Below are 16,399 nucleotides of genomic sequence, written 5' to 3'. Positions count from 1 at the left end.
CGTCCAACCTCTGCCGTACGTCAGGCCTTGCGCGTTCCCGTTCCCGTACCCGTCACGAGGACCGGGCCGTTGAAGGTGTTGGCCGTGCAGCCCGGGCCGGAGAGGGTGACCCTGTCACGGGTGCCCGTGATGGACAGTGCGCCTGTCACCGTGCTGCCGCAGATCTCGACCGTCCCCGCGCCGGAGGCCTGCACCGCGCCCGTGATGTCGGAGCCCCGCACCACGAAGCTCGCTCCCGAGGTGACCTGGACGGCGCCGGACAGCTGTGCGTTGTCCAGGCAGGTCGTACCGGAGGTGACCCGCAGCGCATCGGTGCGCTTGCCGGTGATGATCCGGGTGCAGGAGGGAGACTTCGGCACGCGGGAGCGGTAGTCCAGGGCGAACGCGAGCTTGCCCGGCTTGGCGTTGCTCAGCGGTACGGACAGGTCGCCGAACTCGCCCTTGGTCTCGACCTTGCCGTTGTTCCACGCGGCGAGCCGGCCCATCTCGTCGGCGGTGCGCCCGTCCGCGATCACCGTGCCACCGGGGACGTCCGACATCGCCCTGGAGGTGTCGCGGATGGCATCGAGGTAGGAGTCGAACGACGTCAGGTCGTACCGCGAGAGGTCGTCCCGGTCGCGCAGCCAGGAGCCCCACAGGAACTCCAGGAACTCCGCCGAACCGGCGGCCTGGTCGTAGCCGATGCCGCGCGTGAAGTACACCAGGCTGCGGTAGCGGTCGTCGTGGAAGCGGGACAGACCGAGCCGGGTCGGGAGCTGGTCCACGGTGATGGCGCGGCCGTTCTCGTCCTTCAGCCAGACCTGGTTGTCGTCCTTCATCTTCTGCCAGAAGGCCTCGGTCGACAGTCCGCTCAGGTTGGCCGTCACCCGCAGGCGTATGCGCGTCTTCGGGCCGCCGTCCGCCGCCTCCCAGAACGACGTCAGCGAGTGGTGGCCGTCCGTCAGATACAGCGTGCCACCGGGGCCGACGACCACGGTCTTCATCTGCGCGAGGCTGTCCTCGGTCTCCTGCGCGGCCGGGATCGAGCAGGTGAAGGAGGACGGGTTGGCGAGCGTGGCGCCCGCGTCCACCGAGGCGGCCTCTCCCTGCCCGTTGGTCTCGCACCAGTCGTCGAACCGCTTGTTGAACTTCCCGCGGTCCTCGTCCTTCGTGCTGGAGTACCGACCCAGCTTGTAGAAGATCTGGTCGTAGCCGAGGGAGGGCTGCGTGGGCCGGAGCTGTTCGAGGGTGACCTCGATCAGGTCACCCTCCTGGGCCGACATCGCGCCCGGCGCTGAGGGCGTCGCGGCGACCGCCGGGGTGACGGCCAGGGCACCGCCCAGCAGGAACGCGCAGCTCATGGCCGCGACTCCCTTGGCCAGGCCGCCTTCGCGCGACGTACGGGCACGGCGGGGGGCAGCCGTCGTGCGGACGCGGGCGGGCCGAACGGGGGTCGAGCCGGTCATGGACACTCCTACGGGACGAGTGGCGGGCACGGGCGAACGAAGCAGAGGCAGGGGCGCGTGGCTGGAACCACACCTGTGCCGGGAACGGCGCATCCCGGCGCACCCCAGCGCACATATCCAGCCAGCCGTACCGTCCCGGGGGACGACACTCGAGTGACCCATTGGCGTCCAGCAGGTAAACGAACGCGTATTGTCCCTGTCCGCAGCCGAGTTGACGAGGCGACACCGGTTCCCGCCTCCATGGACCGACGTTTGGTGCGATCCTCCGGATCGGCCAGTTGCAGTACACACGTCTCGAAGGTCAGACTTCGGTGAGGTACGGCAGTGACGACCGAGGGCCGACCCAAGTGGGCGGCACTGAAAAGGACTTGAGTGAGGTCCGCGGCCACCTCGATCCCGATGTCCAGGACCAGCCCCAGCACAGGCACAGGCACACTCACAGCCCCAGTCTCAGGCACAGTCCGAGACTCACCCGCAGAGCCAGCCAAAGGCGCAGGCCCAATCCCACGCGCGGAGCCAGACGCAGGCTCCCGCGGCGCCCGCCGGATCGGCGTCGGCTTCCCCCTCACCTCCGGCCGCGCCCCGCAGGGACTTGCGGCCCAGGGCATTGTCAGTGGTGGCGGGCACGATAGATCAACCATGACAACCACGTTGACTGGAGCAATCTTGCCTGTACGCACCCTGGCCATAGCGGTAGCAGTATCCGCGGGCCTGTCCCTGACTTTCGTCCCCACGGCGAGTGCGGTCACTGCTGCTACGGCCGACGACTTCAACGGAGACGGTGTCGCCGACCTCGTCGTGGCCACTCCCCAAGCCACTGTCGACGGAAGCCCCGGCGCCGGGTCGGTCACCGTGCTCTACGGTTCCTCTGACGGCGTGTCACCTGTCCGTTCGGTGACCATCACTCAGAACTCCGCAGGTGTCCCGAGCGCTGCTGAAGACAACGACCTCTTCGGCAGCGCCTACGCCACCGGCGACCTCGACGCCGACGGCTACACCGACCTCGTTGTCGGTTCCCCCGGGGAGCGGATGGATTACAACAGCGGTTCCTTCGGCAGCCTCACCGTCCTGTGGGGCGGCGCGGATGGCCTGCTGACGAGCGGCGGCATCGAGATCGACAGCCCGCTCGCCGACAGCCCCTGGGAAGCCGAGAAGGACTTCGGCAAGAAGATCGCCGTCGGTGACTTCGACGGCGACGGCACAGTGCAACTGGCCGCGCTCAGCCGTAACAAGCTGTGGGTGTACGACGACCTTGCGGGCCGCACAGCGCCGACCGACGCGAAGTACGCCGAGTATTTCTCGGCCTACATCGAGCCCCGCGCCCTGACCGCGGGCGACTTCACCGGAATTGGGCGTGCCCAGCTGGCCGTCACAGGACCCATGGCGTGTGACGGCCTCACGGACTGCCAGCACTCCGGCCTCTACACCTGGGGCGCCGACCGTCTCGATCGGGCCTCCCTTGCGGACCCGAGTGACGGGGCTCCCGGTGAGAACGAGGCCCCCACCGTTGCGGCCGCCACCGGGGACATCGACCACGACGGATACACCGACCTCGTCACCGGCCACATCCCTGCGTCGGCGACCACCGTAGGCGAGTACTCCGACGCCGCGGGCTTCCTCCACATCCGCTACGGCAGCGCAGACGGCCTTGGCGCCCACCGCACCTCCACGCTCGATCAGGACACCTCCGGTGTCCCGGGCACGAACGAGCCGGGCGACAACTTCGGCGCATCCCTCGCGGTCGGCGACGTCACGGGCGACGGCTACGCGGATGTCGTGGCCGGCGTGCCGGGCAAGACGGTCAACGGTGCGACGCAAGCCGGCGCGGTGGTCCTGCTCAAGGGCACAGTCGACGGCCTGACGGGCACGGACGCCCAGGCGTTCAACCAGGCCACCAGCGGCGTGCCCGGCCCCGCGGAGGAGAACGACTGGTTCGGCTCCGCCGTACGCATCGCCGACATCGACGGCAACGGCGCGGACATCGCAATCGCGGCGAAGGGCGAGGACGTCTTTCCCGGGTCGACCCGCGACGGCGCCGACTGGGTGCTGCGCGGCTCGGCGACCGGACCGACGACGAGTGGCGTGACCTCGTTCAGTGAGAAGTCCTTCGGCTTCACCTACCCCAACGCCGAGTTCGGCTCGGTCCTGGGCAGCTGATCCTCGGCTTGCCGCCGTAGGCCTGTTTTCACCTGGCTGCGGCCGTCACATGGCGGCCGCAGCCCGACCATAGATATCTGCACTCCGTAATTGTGGCCGAACAGACCGTAGTCATCGCAGCCCCGCGCCCCTACCGTGGCCGAGTGCGCCGATCACGAGCCCGAACCCAGCACCCCGCGCGGCCCCCGCACCCCTCGCACGCCGCGCAGACCACACCGCCCACAGCCCGCAACGCCCCCACCCGCCCCACTCCGCCCTTCGACTCCCCGGCCGCCCGCAGACTCCGTGCCGGGCTCGGCATGGAGCCGGAGCACGTGGCGTACGGGATGCGTTCCTCGTTCGGACTCCCCCACGTCACCCCGGACATGGTCATCGACTGGGAACGCGGCGCTGCCGCCCCCACCGGCGCCGAACTCACCGCTCTCGCGGGCATGTTGTGGTGCTCCGTGGACGACCTCGCCGGCAGGCCCCGGACGTTGCGCGAGTACCGCGTCGCCCGTGGTGTCTCCGCCGAGACCGTCGCCCACGTCGTCGGCCTCGAACTCCTCGCCTACCTGCGCATGGAGGAAACCGGGCAGTGGCGTGGCAACGAGCGCCAGTCCGCCGCCCTCACCGAACTGCTCGACCTCTCACTGGCGGAATTCGTCACCGTCTCGGGGAGGGACTGGAAGCTGGCCGAGCTGCTCCAGGGCGCCGTCACCACGCGCTGGCAGGGCTACGTGCGCCCGGCGGCCAAGCTGCTGCCCCTGGACCGGCGGCTCGTCGAGGACGTGCTCCGGGAGCTGCACAACGCGTACCGGAGCACGACAACGGCCGGTCTCACCTGGACCAACGGCACGGCCTGGACCGACGCCGACGACGCCGGCCGTTACTTCCTGGACCACATCGTCGATCGCTTCTGGTCGACGGTGTCGACGATGGAGAGCACCGGCCCGTACTGAGCGGAAGCCCAGGGCCGCGGTAGGCCGGGGACCCGCCCTGGAACACCGGCTTAGAACACCGACTCCGCCTCGTCCATACGGTCCTTCGGGACCGTCTTCAGCTCGGTCACGGCCTCCGCGAGCGGCACCATCACGATGTCGGTGCCGCGCAGCGCGGTCATCCTGCCGAACTCGCCCCGGTGCGCGGCCTCCACCGCGTGCCAGCCGAAGCGGGTCGCGAGGACGCGGTCGTACGCGGTCGGCGTGCCGCCGCGCTGGACGTGGCCGAGAATGACCGGCTTGGCCTCCTTGCCGAGGCGCCGCTCCAGCTCGTACGCGAGGGCCGTGCCGATGCCCTGGAAGCGCTCGTGGCCGAACTGGTCGATCTCGCCCTTGCCGTAGTCCATGGTGCCCTCGGCGGGGTGCGCGCCCTCGGCGACGCAGACGACCGCGAACTTCTTCCCGCGGGCGAAGCGCTCCTCGACCATCTTGGCCAGGTCGGCCGGGTCGAACGGCCGCTCCGGCAGACAGATCCCGTGCGCGCCCGCGGCCATCCCCGACTCCAGGGCGATCCAGCCCGCGTGCCGGCCCATGACCTCGACGACCATCACCCGCTGGTGGGACTCGGCCGTGGTCTTGAGCCGGTCCATCGCCTCCGTCGCCACCCCGACCGCCGTGTCGAAGCCGAAGGTGCGGTCCGTGGAGGAGATGTCGTTGTCGATCGTCTTGGGGACGCCGACCACGGGCAGACCGGCGTCGCTCAGCATCCGCGCCGCCGTCAGCGTGCCCTCGCCGCCGATCGGGATCAGGGCGTCGATGCCGAACTCGTGGATCATGTCGGAGGCGTTCTCGCAGGCCTCGCGCAGGCGGTCGCGCTCCAGGCGGGAGGAGCCGAGGATGGTGCCGCCGCGGGCGAGGATGCCGCCGACCGCGTTCAGGTCGAGGCCCCGGTAGCGGCCGTCCAGCAGGCCGGCGTAACCGTCCTCGAAGCCGATGACGTCGTCGCCGTAGTGGTCCACCGCTCTGTGCACGACCGACCGGATCACTGCGTTCAGACCCGGGCAGTCGCCGCCTGCGGTGAGAACTCCGATACGCATCGTGCTGTGTCTCCTGCTCGGTGCCGGTACATGCGTACGTACGCACGCGCTGCTGGTGCGTGGGGGTACTAGTGGGTCCATCCGATTGTTCCACGGTCCAGAGGGCGCTGCTGACAGCGTCCCTGCCACTCCACCCCATCCCCCCTGACGGGCGCCTTATCCAGCCACGGAGGTATTGTCAAGAGGGTTCTGCCCGCCACGGCGGGCGATTTTCGCGTGACGCCAAACGTTGCGAAATGCCCCGGAAAGACCCCGGAAGACCCCCGGAAGACCCCCGGAAGCCCCCGAAGACCGAACGGAGAATGACGCGTGACGCGCAGCGTGTACGTGACCGGGATCGACCGCGGCGACGGCCGCCAGGTCGTGGAACTGGGAGTCATGGAGCTCCTGACGCGCCAGGTCGACCGGGTGGGGGTGTTCCGTCCCCTCGTCCACCACACTCCCGACCGGCTCTTCGAGCTGCTGCGCTCGCGCTACCGCCTGACGCAGGATCCGGCCACCGTGTACGGCCTGGACTACCACGAGGCGTCCACCCTGCAGGCCGAGCAGGGCACCGACGAGCTGGTGTCCACGCTCGTCGGCCGCTTCCACCAGGTGGCGCGCGACTACGATGTCGTCCTCGTCCTCGGCACCGACTTCGCCGACACCCAGTTCCCGGACGAGCTGGCCCTGAACGCGCGGCTCGCGAACGAGTTCGGGGCCTCGGTGATCCCGGTGGTGGGCGCACGGGGGCAGACCGCGGAGTCCGTGCTGGCCGAGACAAGGAACGCGTACCGGGCGTACGAGGGCCTCGGCTGCGACGTCGTGGCCATGGTCACCAACCGGGTGGCCGCGGACGACCGCGTGGACATCCAGGTGGGGCTCGCCTCGCGCCTCGACGTGCCGGCCTACGTCCTGCCGGACGAGCCCGCGCTCTCCGCGCCGACCGTCGCGCAGATCACCCACGCGCTGGGCGGCAAGGTGCTCCTCGGCGACGACTCGGGGCTCGCCCGCGACGCACTGAACTTCGTGTTCGGCGGCGCCATGCTGCCGACCTTCCTGAACGCCCTCACGCCCGGCTGCCTGGTGATCACCCCGGGCGACCGCGCGGACCTGGTCGTCGGCGCGCTGGCCGCCCACAGTGCGGGCACCCCGCCGATAGCCGGTGTGCTGCTCACCCTGAACGAGCGGCCCAGCGACGACATCCTCACCCTCGCCGCCCGCCTCGCGCCCGGCACCCCGGTGGTCGCGGTGGAGCCCGGCTCCTTCGAGACCGCGTCCGCACTGTTCGGGATGGAGGGCAGGTTGAGTGCGGCCACGCCCCGCAAGGCGGAGACCGCGCTCGGTCTGTTCGAGCGGCACGTCGACACCTCCGAGCTGGCCGGGCGGGTGTCCGCGCCGAGCAGCGACCGGGTCACGCCCATGATGTTCGAGCACAAGCTGCTGGAGCGGGCCCGCTCCGACAAGCGGCGCGTCGTATTGCCCGAGGGCACCGAGGAGCGTGTGCTGCACGCGGCCGAGGTGCTGCTGCGCCGGGGCGTGTGCGAGCTGACGCTGCTCGGGCCGGGCGACCAGATCCGTAAGAAGGCGGCCGATCTGGGCATCGACCTCGGTGGCGCGCAGATCGTCGACCCGGGGACCTCCGAGCTGCGGGAGTCCTTCGCCGAGAGTTACGCCCTGCTGCGCGCCCACAAGGGGGTCACGGTGGAGCTGGCGTACGACATCGTCTCGGACGTCAACTACTTCGGCACCCTGATGGTCGAGGAGGGCCTCGCCGACGGCATGGTCTCCGGGTCGGTGCACTCCACGGCCGCGACGATCCGCCCGGCCTTCGAGATCATCAAGACGGCGCCGGACGCGTCGATCGTCTCGTCCGTCTTCTTCATGTGCCTCGCCGACAAGGTGCTGGTGTACGGCGACTGCGCGGTCAACCCGGACCCGAACGCCGAGCAGCTCGCCGACATCGCCATACAGTCGGCCGCCACCGCCGAGCAGTTCGGGGTCGAGCCGCGGATCGCGATGCTGTCGTACTCGACGGGCACCTCCGGCTCCGGCGCCGACGTCGACAAGGTGCGGCGGGCCACGGAGCTCGTGCGCTCCCAGCGGCCCGACCTGAGGATCGAGGGCCCCATCCAGTACGACGCGGCCGTGGAGCCGACGGTCGCGGCCACCAAGCTGCCGGACTCCGAGGTCGCCGGCCAGGCCAGCGTGCTGGTCTTCCCGGACCTCAACACCGGCAACAACACCTACAAGGCCGTCCAGCGCTCCGCCGGCGCCATCGCCGTCGGCCCCGTCCTCCAAGGCCTGCGCAAACCCGTCAACGACCTGTCCCGGGGCGCCCTCGTCCAGGACATCGTCAACACCGTCGCCATCACGGCGATCCAGGCCCAGGCCCCCGTCCAGAAGGCAACGGCCCAGTGAGCCCCGCGCGCACCCCGGTCCTCGACACCGGCGACGACACCTACCAGGCCGTCCAGCGCTCCGCCGGCGCCGTCACAGCCGTCCAGGCCCAGACCCCCACCGAAAAGGCAACCACCCAGTGAGCCCCACCCGCGTCCTCGTCCTCAACTCCGGCTCCTCCTCGGTGAAGTACCAGCTGCTCGACATGCGCGACAACAGCCGGCTGGCCGTCGGGCTCGTCGAGCGGATCGGTGAGGAGACCTCCCGGCTCAAGCACACACCGCTCCACGGCGGCGGCGCGACCCGCGAGTCGACCGGCCCGATCCCCGACCACGAGGCCGCCCTGAAGGCGGTGTCGGCGGAACTCGCCAAGGACGGACTGGGACTCGACTCACCCGAGCTGGCCGCGATCGGGCACCGGGTGGTGCACGGCGGGAAGTCCTTCACCGAGCCGACGGTGATCGACGAGGCCGTGCTCGCGGAGATCGAGCGGCTGATACCGGTGGCGCCGCTGCACAACCCGGCCAATCTGACGGGCATACGGACGGCACGGGCGCTGCGACCCGACCTGCCCCAGGTCGCCGTCTTCGACACCGCGTTCCACACGACGATGCCGGAGTCGGCGGCCCGCTACGCGATCGACGTGCGGACCGCGGACGAGTACCGCATCCGCCGGTACGGCTTCCACGGCACCTCGCACGCGTTCGTCTCGCGCGCCACCGCCGAGCTGCTCGGCAGGGCGCCCGAGGACGTGAACGTGATCGTGCTGCACCTGGGCAACGGGGCGTCGGCGTCGGCGGTCGAGAAGGGCCGGTGCGTGGACACCTCCATGGGGCTGACGCCTCTGGAGGGACTCGTGATGGGGACGCGGTCCGGTGACCTGGACCCGGCCGTCATCTTCCATTTGGCGCGGGTTGGCGGGCTGTCCACGGACGAGATCGACACTCTTCTCAACAAGAGGAGCGGTCTGATCGGTCTGTGCGGCGACAACGACATGCGCGAGATCCGCCGTCGTGTCGACGAGGGAGACCAACAGGCCCAACTGGCCTTCGACATCTACATCCATCGGCTGAGGAAATACATCGGCGCCTACTACGCGGTTCTCGGCCGGGTGGACGCGGTGGCCTTCACGGCCGGGGTCGGCGAGAACGCCGCACCGGTCCGCGAGGCGGCGATCGCGGGCCTTCAGGAGCTGGGCCTCGCGGTCGACGCCGAGCTCAACGCCGTACGGAGCGACGAGCCGCGCCTCATCTCGCCCGCGGGCGCGCGGGTGGCGGTCGCCGTGGTTCCCACCGACGAGGAGCTGGAGATCGCCACACAGACCTACGCACTGGTCGCACGGAAGTGAGACGGAAGTGAGACCGTGAGTGGGCGGGCCGGCGAGTGAGCCTCGCCACACCTGAGCGCATACCTGCCCATTTGTATCTTCCGCCAGACGGAATATTCCGTAGCGAAACAAACCGATAGGATCGTCCCATGCGCCGTTCGAAAATCGTCTGCACTCTCGGCCCTGCGGTCGACTCCCACGAAAAGCTCGTCGCCCTGATCGACGCGGGCATGAACGTGGCCCGCTTCAACTTCAGCCACGGCTCGCACGAAGAGCACGAGGCGCGGTACGTCCGCGTCCGCGCCGCCGCCGCGGAGACCGGCCGCGCGATCGGCGTCCTCGCCGACCTGCAGGGCCCGAAGATCCGTCTGGAGACGTTCGCCGAGGGCCCCGTCGAGCTGGTGCGGGGTGACGAGTTCACCATCACCACCGAGGACGTGCCGGGCGACAAGCACATCTGCGGGACGACCTACAAGGGCCTGCCGGGCGATGTCACCAAGGGCGACCAGGTCCTCATCAACGACGGCAACGTGGAGCTGCGGGTCGTCGAGGTCGACGGTTCGCGGGTGAAGACGGTCGTCATCGAGGGCGGCGTGATCTCGGACCACAAGGGCATCAACCTGCCCGGCGCGGCCGTGAACGTGCCGGCCCTGTCCGACAAGGACATCGAGGACCTGCGGTTCGCGCTCCGGATGGGCTGCGACATGGTGGCGCTGTCGTTCGTGCGCGACGCGGGCGACATCCAGGACGTCCACAAGGTGATGGACGAGGTGGGCCGCCGCGTCCCCGTCATCGCCAAGGTGGAGAAGCCGCAGGCCGTCGAGAACATGGAGGAGGTCGTGATGGCCTTCGACGGCGTCATGGTCGCCCGCGGCGACCTGGCCGTCGAGTACCCGCTGGAGCGGGTCCCCATGGTGCAGAAGCGCCTCATCGAGCTGTGCCGCCGCAACGCCAAGCCGGTGATCGTGGCGACCCAGATGATGGAGTCGATGATCACCAACTCCCGCCCCACGCGCGCCGAGGCGTCCGACGTCGCCAACGCGATCCTGGACGGTGCCGACGCGGTGATGCTGTCCGCCGAGTCGAGTGTGGGTGCCTTCCCGGTCGAGACCGTGAAGACGATGTCGAAGATCGTCACCGCGGCCGAGGAGGAGCTGCTCTCCAAGGGCCTGCAGCCGCTGGTGCCGGGCAAGAAGCCGCGTACGCAGGGCGGTTCGGTGGCCCGTGCCGCGTGCGAGATCGCCGACTTCCTCGGCGGCAAGGGCCTGGTGGCGTTCACCAAGTCCGGTGACACGGCCCGCCGGCTGTCCCGCTACCGCGCGGCCCAGCCGATCACCGCCTTCACCACGGACGAGTCGACCCGTAACCAGCTGGCGCTCAGCTGGGGCGTGGACTCGCACGTCGTGCCGTTCGTGAACAGCACCGACGAAATGGTCGACATGGTCGACCAGGAGATGATGCGGATCAACAAGTTCCACCAGGGCGACATCGTGATCATCACCGCGGGCTCGCCCCCCGGCGTCCCCGGCACCACCAACATGGTCCGGGTGCACCACCTGGGCGGCGGCGACCGCGACTGACGCCCGCACGGGCACCCCAGGCCCCCGTAGCGGCGTTGTACGAAACCGAGGGCGCCCCCTGCTCGGCAGGGGGCGCCCTCGGTGTGTGCGGCTCCCGAACGGGTCCTTGTGGGCTTCTCAGTCGGTGATGTACTGGTGCATCCGGGGGATGGTCAGCGTCCCGCCGAACTGGGCGGCCTGAACAACCGTCACGTCGGTGAAGTAGATCAGCGGGATGTTCAGCGGCGGCGGGTGCTCCGGGTCGAACGTGATCGGGATCAGACCGAGCAGGTTGCCGGAGATGCTCTCGGTGTACATGACCGTCTGGCCCTCACGGATGGTGGACGTGGTGCCCTTGCCCGCCTGCACGTGGTAGGTCTTGCCGGCCTGCTTGTCCTTGACGAGCTGGTGGAGGTCACCGATGTCGGTGCCGTCGGAGACCACGTACTTCAGGACCGGCTTGACCGTGCCGTTGGCCGTCTTCACCTTGACGATGCCCTGGTAGTCCGCGCCCTTGAGCAGCAGTGAGCTGGCCTCCAGGTACCAGGGGTCGTCGGCGAGCAGCGGAATGCCGGGCTCGACGCCGCCCTCCTCGTCCGTGGCGGCCGGGCAGTCCTCCGGGTCCGTGGTGGCGCTCGCGGAGGGGCTGGGAGTCGCGGCGTCCTCGTCGGCCGCCTCCTCCTTCGCCTCCTTTTCCGCCTTCTCCTCGGTGTCCTCAGTGTCCTCGGTGTCCTTGGACGCCGTGTCGGTCACGTCCTTGACCGTGTCCTCGACGGTGTCCTTGGCGTCCTCGGCGGCGCCGGCGACCTTGTCCGTGGTGTCCTCGACCGCGCCGGCGGCGCCCTCGGCGGCCGAGGCGGACGGGGACGGCTTCGCCGCGGCGTCCGCGGACTGCTTCTCGCCCGGCGTGAAGGCGTCCTTGATGGCGCCGCCGATGGCGTCGAGTACGTTGCCGCCGCCCTCGGACGGCGAGGGGGACGTCGTGGACGTGTCCTGGTCCGAGGACCCGGCCGGCGCGCTCGTGGACGGGGACGGCGCGGGCTGCGCCTTGTCGCCGGAACCTGAATCCGACGAAGAGTCCCCGCCCGAAGTCCCGCTGCCCGAGGAGTCCTTGCCCGAGGAGCTCTGCTCCTCCTTGTCGTCCTTGTCGTCCTTGTCGTCCGACGCGGAGTCGGTCGTCGAGGCGGAGGGCGAGGGCGTGGCCGACGCCTCCTTGTCCTCCTCGGCGGCCTCCAGTGCGTCGACGCAGTCCTTGTAGTCGCCGGCCTGGGCCGCCAGGCTCTTCGCCACGGGCTCGTCGTCGACCCTGGTGGCGGCCGGCTTGTCGTCGGCCCGGGCGAGCGTCGACGTGAACCCCATTCCCATGAGGACCGCCGTCGGCATCGCCGCCATGGCTATCGCCTTGCCCGCCGGGACCTGGATCCGGGTGAGAAGGGGCTTCTTGGGCGCCGCGTGCCGCGGTCCGGATCTCGCGCGGGACTCTCCCACCGCAGCCCCGCGAGTCTCCTCGTCAGCCGGCACTGTGCCTCCCGTTCGTCCCGTTCGTCGGGGTGGTACCTGACAGATCGTCGAACTCGCCGCCCGCCCCGTTCGTGGCTCCCGCTGCCGCCGGCTGAGGGGCGCCGGCGTCGTCCTTCCCGGTGACGGCGTCCGGCTGCTCCGCCTTGCCGGGCGCCCAGGACACGGCCATCGCACCGCCGACCATGGCGAGCAGGAAGCCGATCACGAAGCCACCGAGGTTGGAGACCGGGATGGACACCAGCGCCAGGAGGATCGCCGCGACGCCCGCGAAGGTCTGTACGTGCCGCTGGAACCAGAGACTGACCCCGAGGACCACCAGCAGCACGCCGATGATGAGGGAACCCGCGCCGCCCGTCGTGGCCATGGCCAGGGTGAGGTGACCGATCTGGAGGTTCGCGTACGGGAAGTACATGATCGGGAAGCCGCTGAGCAGGACGAACAGTCCCGCCCAGAATGGACGCGTGCCTCGCCAGGTGCGGAATCGCCGCCGAAAGACGCGGAGATAGTGTTCGTTCTGCCCCGTTGACTCGGCGCTCATGGACAACAGCTCCCTGGAACGGCGTTGCTGTGATTCACGTACGGGAAGCGCGGGGATGCGGTTCACGCACAGAGAAGTTCACGTACTTGAGAAGGGACGGGCGGGATGGGCGGGCGAAGAAGCCGCGACTCCCTCACCCGCCCGGTGAATGCCTAGTAGCACTCGTTGGCACCCTTGTGCAGCGACATCTTCAAGTTGCTGAGCTTGAAGGTTCCGGCGGTGGTCGCCCACGCCGTCTGCTTGACGTCGGTCAGCGTGGCCACGCGGGACTGCTGCCCGAAACCGAACGGGTTGGACTGCTCCTTGCCGCCCTTCATGCCCGGACCGGGACCGTCCTTGAGGTCGCCGGCCGCCACACCGATGTTGATGTCCTTGAACTCGGCGTCAGCGCTGAGTTCCTCGACATCGATGTACAGGTTGTCGGCTTCGACCTTCTTGCTACCCGTACCGGCGGTCAGCTTGAGGCTGACCGTGCCGACGAGCGGGATGTCCGGGGTGACCACCGACTGGCACATGTTGGTGATCGTGGCGTTCGTGAACGCCGAGACCGCCACCGGGCGGGCCACCTTCTCACCCTTGAGGGTGTAGCCCTGGTCGATGGCCCCGTACTGAGAGAAGCCCGTACCGTCGAGACGGTCCGCCGTCACCTTGAACGACTGGCCCGACACACTGAACGACGCGGCGAGAGCGCCCTGGGCGAGGGCGACACCTATTGCTGCTGTCGCGGCGACGCTGGGCACCATCACCACAGCGAACCGCTTCCATCTGGTCCCGCCACGCACCTGGGACTCCATATTTCCTCCTTCTCGGACGTACATCTCCTGGTCCGACTCGCCCCTTGACGGCGGCTCAGCCGGGCAGGGATGGGAGAAGTGCTACGTCCTCGGGAAGGAGAGCGCCTGCACTCGGAGGCACGAACCGCGCCCGAATCACCGGCGATCACCCCCGAGCGACAACCACTGGTCGCGCCTGACACGCATCACGCACAACCTGCCGGACAGGCTCTGCCGGCTGGGCAGAGACCCCCCTGTCCGAGAGCCGGCCCACTGCCGCCGGCTCTACTCGGTGGGGACCCAGAAAACCCGTTGACCCGACTGGCAGGCGGGGTAACGAGAATGGACCGAGCGTCGCCGATCGTGGTGCATTCTCGCCGCCCTCGCAAGGGGGTTCATTACTCGCTAGTAACGAACGGATAACCGATGTGCGACCCATCGACATCGAGCGGCAACTCAGGGTCGCCGCAGGCGAGTCGACAGACCAGCGGATCCACGGACAGAATCCGACAGATCGACGACCATGACCTACTCCAAGTAACAGCGGCCGCGATTACCAAGTTTTGGCAAAGCGCGGCCGCGGTGTCGCTCTGTCGGCAATTCTTTCACCTGGGCATCACAAGCCCCGGTGTTTAGGGACTGGTCAGAACAACGCGCGCGCCAGCGCCCGCCGCGCCGCCGCCACACGCGGATCCTCGGCGCCCACCACCTCGAACAGCTCCAGCAGTCTCAGCCGTGCGGCGTCCCGGTCATCCCCCGCCGTGCGCTGCACCGTGTCGATGAGCCGCCCGAACGCGTCCTCGACATGCCCGCCCACCAGATCCAGGTCGGCGGCGGCGATCTGGGCCGGTACATCAAGGGGGTTCTCGGCGGCGGCCTTGCGTACCTGCTGCGGGTCGGCGTCCTGCACCCGCTGCAGCAACTCGGCCTGGGCGAGGCCCAGTTTGGCCTCCGTGTTCCCCGGGTCGTCGCTCAGCACGTTCTTGTACGCCTGGACCGCGCCGCCCAGGTCGCCCGCGTCCAGCGCCTGCACGGCGGCTTCGAGCAGATGGTCGTACGGTCCGGCCGGGACCTGCGGGGCCGGCTCGGCGCTCCCCGGCTGGGCATCCGGATCCACCGTCAGACCCGTCAGACCGAAGCGCTCCTCGGCGACCTGCACGAGCTGGTCCAGGGTGCCGCGGATCTGGGCCTCCGGGGCGGCGCCCTGGAAGAGAGGCAGAGCCTGTCCCGCCACAACGGCGAAGACAGCCGGGATCCCCTGCACCCCGAACTGCTGCATCAGCATCTGGTTCGCGTCGACGTCGATCTTGGCGAGGACGAACCGTCCGTTGTACTCGACGGCGAGCCGTTCGAGCACCGGGCTCAGCTGCTTGCAGGGCTGGCACCACTCGGCCCAGAAGTCGATGACGACGGGCACCTCGGTGGACCGCTGAAGGACATCGTTCTCGAATCCGGCCTCGTCGACATCGATGACGAGGTCAGCGGGGGAAACGGCCCCTCCCCCACCCTGCCGGGCGGCTTGGGCGCGCGCCTGCTCCGCTTTCGACTTGGCCTCTTGGGCCGCCTTCACCGCGGCGAGGTCGACGACTCCGCTCATGGACATGTTCCGTGGCTGCATGAGTACATCCTCCCCCCTCCGCGCGCCCGTGTGAAAAGCGCTGTGAAAGCCTGTCCCGCCGCGTGGCGTTCGGCGCCTGGTCCCCACCCGGCGCCACCGTGGTTGTCACTCGCCCTGCCGCTTTCGATACGAGCCGTAGCGTAATCGTCCTGGAGGTCTCCACGGGACCACCCATCGGTGATCTCCCCCACTGCCTCACAGGAAACACACGTCCCGGAAAGGGCCGGATATGGTCGACGGATGCAGAGCCGCTCCTCCGCCTCACGCGCCACGGGCCGCCCGCGCAGCGCCGCCGCGGACGCGGCGATCCTGGAGGCGACCCGTGCGGCCCTGGTGGAGCTGGGCTGGTCCAAGCTGACGCTCGGCGACGTGGCGACCCGGGCGGGTGTCGCCAAGACGACCCTCTACCGCCGCTGGGCGGGCAAGAACGAACTGGTCGTGGACGCGGTGGCCGAGCTCTTCGACGAGCTGGAACTCCCGGACAGCGGCAGCCTGGCCGCCGACATCGAGGGCGTGGTCCTGCAGTTCGCGGCGATCCTGGACCGGCCGGAGGCGAAGAGCGGCCTGATGGCCGTGGTCGCCGAGTCAACCCATGACGGGGCGCTGCGCGCACGGATCCGCGCCTCGATCGTCGACCGTCAGAAGCGCCTGGTCCTGGAGGGCCGCGCGCACGCGCAGGCGCGGGGCGAGCTTCCTCCCGAGGAGGATCCCGGAACGGCCTCCCGCGCCGTGGACCTGATCTTCGACGTGGTCGCCGGCGCGGTACTGCACCGGACCCTGGTCAGCGCCGAACCGGTGACCGAGGACTGGGCCTGCAGACTCGCCCAGATACTCCTACAGGGCCTACCGGAAACGACGCCCCCACCGCCCACGTGAGACCCGGCTTCTTCGCCCCCGCCGCCCCTACCCATTCCCGTCCCTTCCCTGGGGGCTGCCGCCCCAGACCCCCGCATCGGCCTGAACGGCCTCGTCCTCAAACGCCGGACGGGCTGAAAACCCCAGCCCCACCCGCACAATCCAGCCCCTCCGGCGTTTGAGGAGTGGGGGTCCAGGGGGCGGAGCCCC

13 protein-coding genes are annotated in these 16,399 nt (G+C 69.5%); 7 read left to right on the top strand and 6 right to left on the bottom strand.

Annotation, left to right across the window (positions count from 1 at the left end):
- Positions 1-20: 20 nt before the first annotated feature.
- Positions 21-1,445 carry a ParB/Srx family N-terminal domain-containing protein gene (locus E0500_RS17035; RefSeq protein ID WP_258572814.1) on the bottom strand — a complete coding sequence of 475 codons (1,425 nt, stop codon included), beginning with the start codon at positions 1,443-1,445 and terminating at the stop codon, positions 21-23.
- Positions 1,446-2,111: 666 nt separating this feature from the next.
- Between E0500_RS17035 and E0500_RS17030 the strand changes: the two genes are divergently transcribed.
- Both E0500_RS17030 and E0500_RS17025 read left to right on the top strand, forming a co-directional pair.
- A complete protein-coding gene (locus E0500_RS17030) occupies positions 2,112-3,602 on the top strand; it encodes an FG-GAP and VCBS repeat-containing protein (protein WP_165935244.1) in 1,491 nt (496 codons plus the stop codon).
- A gap of 143 nt (positions 3,603-3,745) precedes the next feature.
- A complete protein-coding gene (locus E0500_RS17025; RefSeq protein ID WP_309505081.1) occupies positions 3,746-4,543 on the top strand; it encodes a helix-turn-helix transcriptional regulator in 798 nt (265 codons plus the stop codon).
- Positions 4,544-4,593: 50 nt separating this feature from the next.
- On the opposite strand, the gene E0500_RS17020 is transcribed toward E0500_RS17025, so the two are convergent.
- Positions 4,594-5,619, bottom strand: a complete 1,026-nt coding sequence (locus E0500_RS17020; protein ID WP_131570160.1) for an ATP-dependent 6-phosphofructokinase — start codon at positions 5,617-5,619, stop codon at positions 4,594-4,596.
- 309 nt (positions 5,620-5,928) lie between these two features.
- Between E0500_RS17020 and pta the strand changes: the two genes are divergently transcribed.
- The 4 genes from pta to pyk all read left to right on the top strand — a co-directional run bounded on the left by pta (position 5,929) and on the right by pyk (position 10,905).
- Positions 5,929-8,019, top strand: a complete 2,091-nt coding sequence (gene pta, locus E0500_RS17015; protein ID WP_131570158.1) for a phosphate acetyltransferase — start codon at positions 5,929-5,931, stop codon at positions 8,017-8,019.
- Positions 8,016-8,141 (top strand): hypothetical protein, encoded by a 126-nt coding sequence (locus E0500_RS43875; RefSeq protein ID WP_258572812.1) that lies wholly within the window; start codon positions 8,016-8,018, stop codon positions 8,139-8,141. Before pta ends, E0500_RS43875 begins: the two co-directional genes overlap by 4 nt.
- Positions 8,138-9,346 (top strand): acetate kinase, encoded by a 1,209-nt coding sequence (locus E0500_RS17010; protein ID WP_131570156.1) that lies wholly within the window; start codon positions 8,138-8,140, stop codon positions 9,344-9,346. Before E0500_RS43875 ends, E0500_RS17010 begins: the two co-directional genes overlap by 4 nt.
- 128 nt (positions 9,347-9,474) lie before the next feature.
- A complete protein-coding gene (gene pyk, locus E0500_RS17005) occupies positions 9,475-10,905 on the top strand; it encodes a pyruvate kinase (RefSeq protein ID WP_131570154.1) in 1,431 nt (476 codons plus the stop codon).
- 117 nt (positions 10,906-11,022) lie between these two features.
- Here the strand turns inward: pyk and E0500_RS17000 are convergent, their stop codons facing one another.
- From E0500_RS17000 to E0500_RS16985, 4 genes are all read right to left on the bottom strand, one after another.
- Positions 11,023-12,405 carry a hypothetical protein gene (locus tag E0500_RS17000; protein WP_131570152.1) on the bottom strand — a complete coding sequence of 461 codons (1,383 nt, stop codon included), beginning with the start codon at positions 12,403-12,405 and terminating at the stop codon, positions 11,023-11,025.
- Entirely contained in the window at positions 12,395-12,943 is a 549-nt protein-coding gene (locus E0500_RS16995; RefSeq protein WP_131570150.1) for a DUF6114 domain-containing protein, read from the bottom strand. The genes E0500_RS17000 and E0500_RS16995 overlap by 11 nt, the downstream gene beginning before the upstream one ends.
- 152 nt (positions 12,944-13,095) lie before the next feature.
- On the bottom strand, positions 13,096-13,737 hold the full coding sequence (locus E0500_RS16990; protein WP_131570148.1) for a DUF6230 family protein: 642 nt from the start codon (positions 13,735-13,737) through the stop codon (positions 13,096-13,098).
- A gap of 622 nt (positions 13,738-14,359) precedes the next feature.
- Entirely contained in the window at positions 14,360-15,334 is a 975-nt protein-coding gene (locus tag E0500_RS16985) for a tetratricopeptide repeat protein (protein ID WP_131570146.1), read from the bottom strand.
- 240 nt (positions 15,335-15,574) lie between these two features.
- Between E0500_RS16985 and E0500_RS16980 the strand changes: the two genes are divergently transcribed.
- Entirely contained in the window at positions 15,575-16,210 is a 636-nt protein-coding gene (locus E0500_RS16980) for a TetR/AcrR family transcriptional regulator (protein WP_131570144.1), read from the top strand.
- Positions 16,211-16,399: the final 189 nt, after the last annotated feature.

This window comes from Streptomyces sp. KM273126, assembly GCF_004337435.2.
GTDB lineage: Bacteria > Actinomycetota > Actinomycetes > Streptomycetales > Streptomycetaceae > Streptomyces > Streptomyces acidicola.
This window is presented reverse-complemented; position numbering and strand designations above follow the sequence as displayed.

Coding starts and splice junctions, on each gene's coding strand:
- E0500_RS17035 (WP_258572814.1), bottom strand. CDS start 1,445: ATGACCGGCTCGACCCCCGTTCGGCCCGCCCGCGTCCGCACGACGGCT.
- E0500_RS17020 (WP_131570160.1), bottom strand. CDS start 5,619: ATGCGTATCGGAGTTCTCACCGCAGGCGGCGACTGCCCGGGTCTGAAC.
- pyk (WP_131570154.1), top strand. CDS start 9,475: ATGCGCCGTTCGAAAATCGTCTGCACTCTCGGCCCTGCGGTCGACTCC.
- E0500_RS16995 (WP_131570150.1), bottom strand. CDS start 12,943: ATGAGCGCCGAGTCAACGGGGCAGAACGAACACTATCTCCGCGTCTTT.
- E0500_RS16990 (WP_131570148.1), bottom strand. CDS start 13,737: ATGGAGTCCCAGGTGCGTGGCGGGACCAGATGGAAGCGGTTCGCTGTG.
- E0500_RS16985 (WP_131570146.1), bottom strand. CDS start 15,334: ATGCAGCCACGGAACATGTCCATGAGCGGAGTCGTCGACCTCGCCGCG.
- E0500_RS16980 (WP_131570144.1), top strand. CDS start 15,575: ATGCAGAGCCGCTCCTCCGCCTCACGCGCCACGGGCCGCCCGCGCAGC.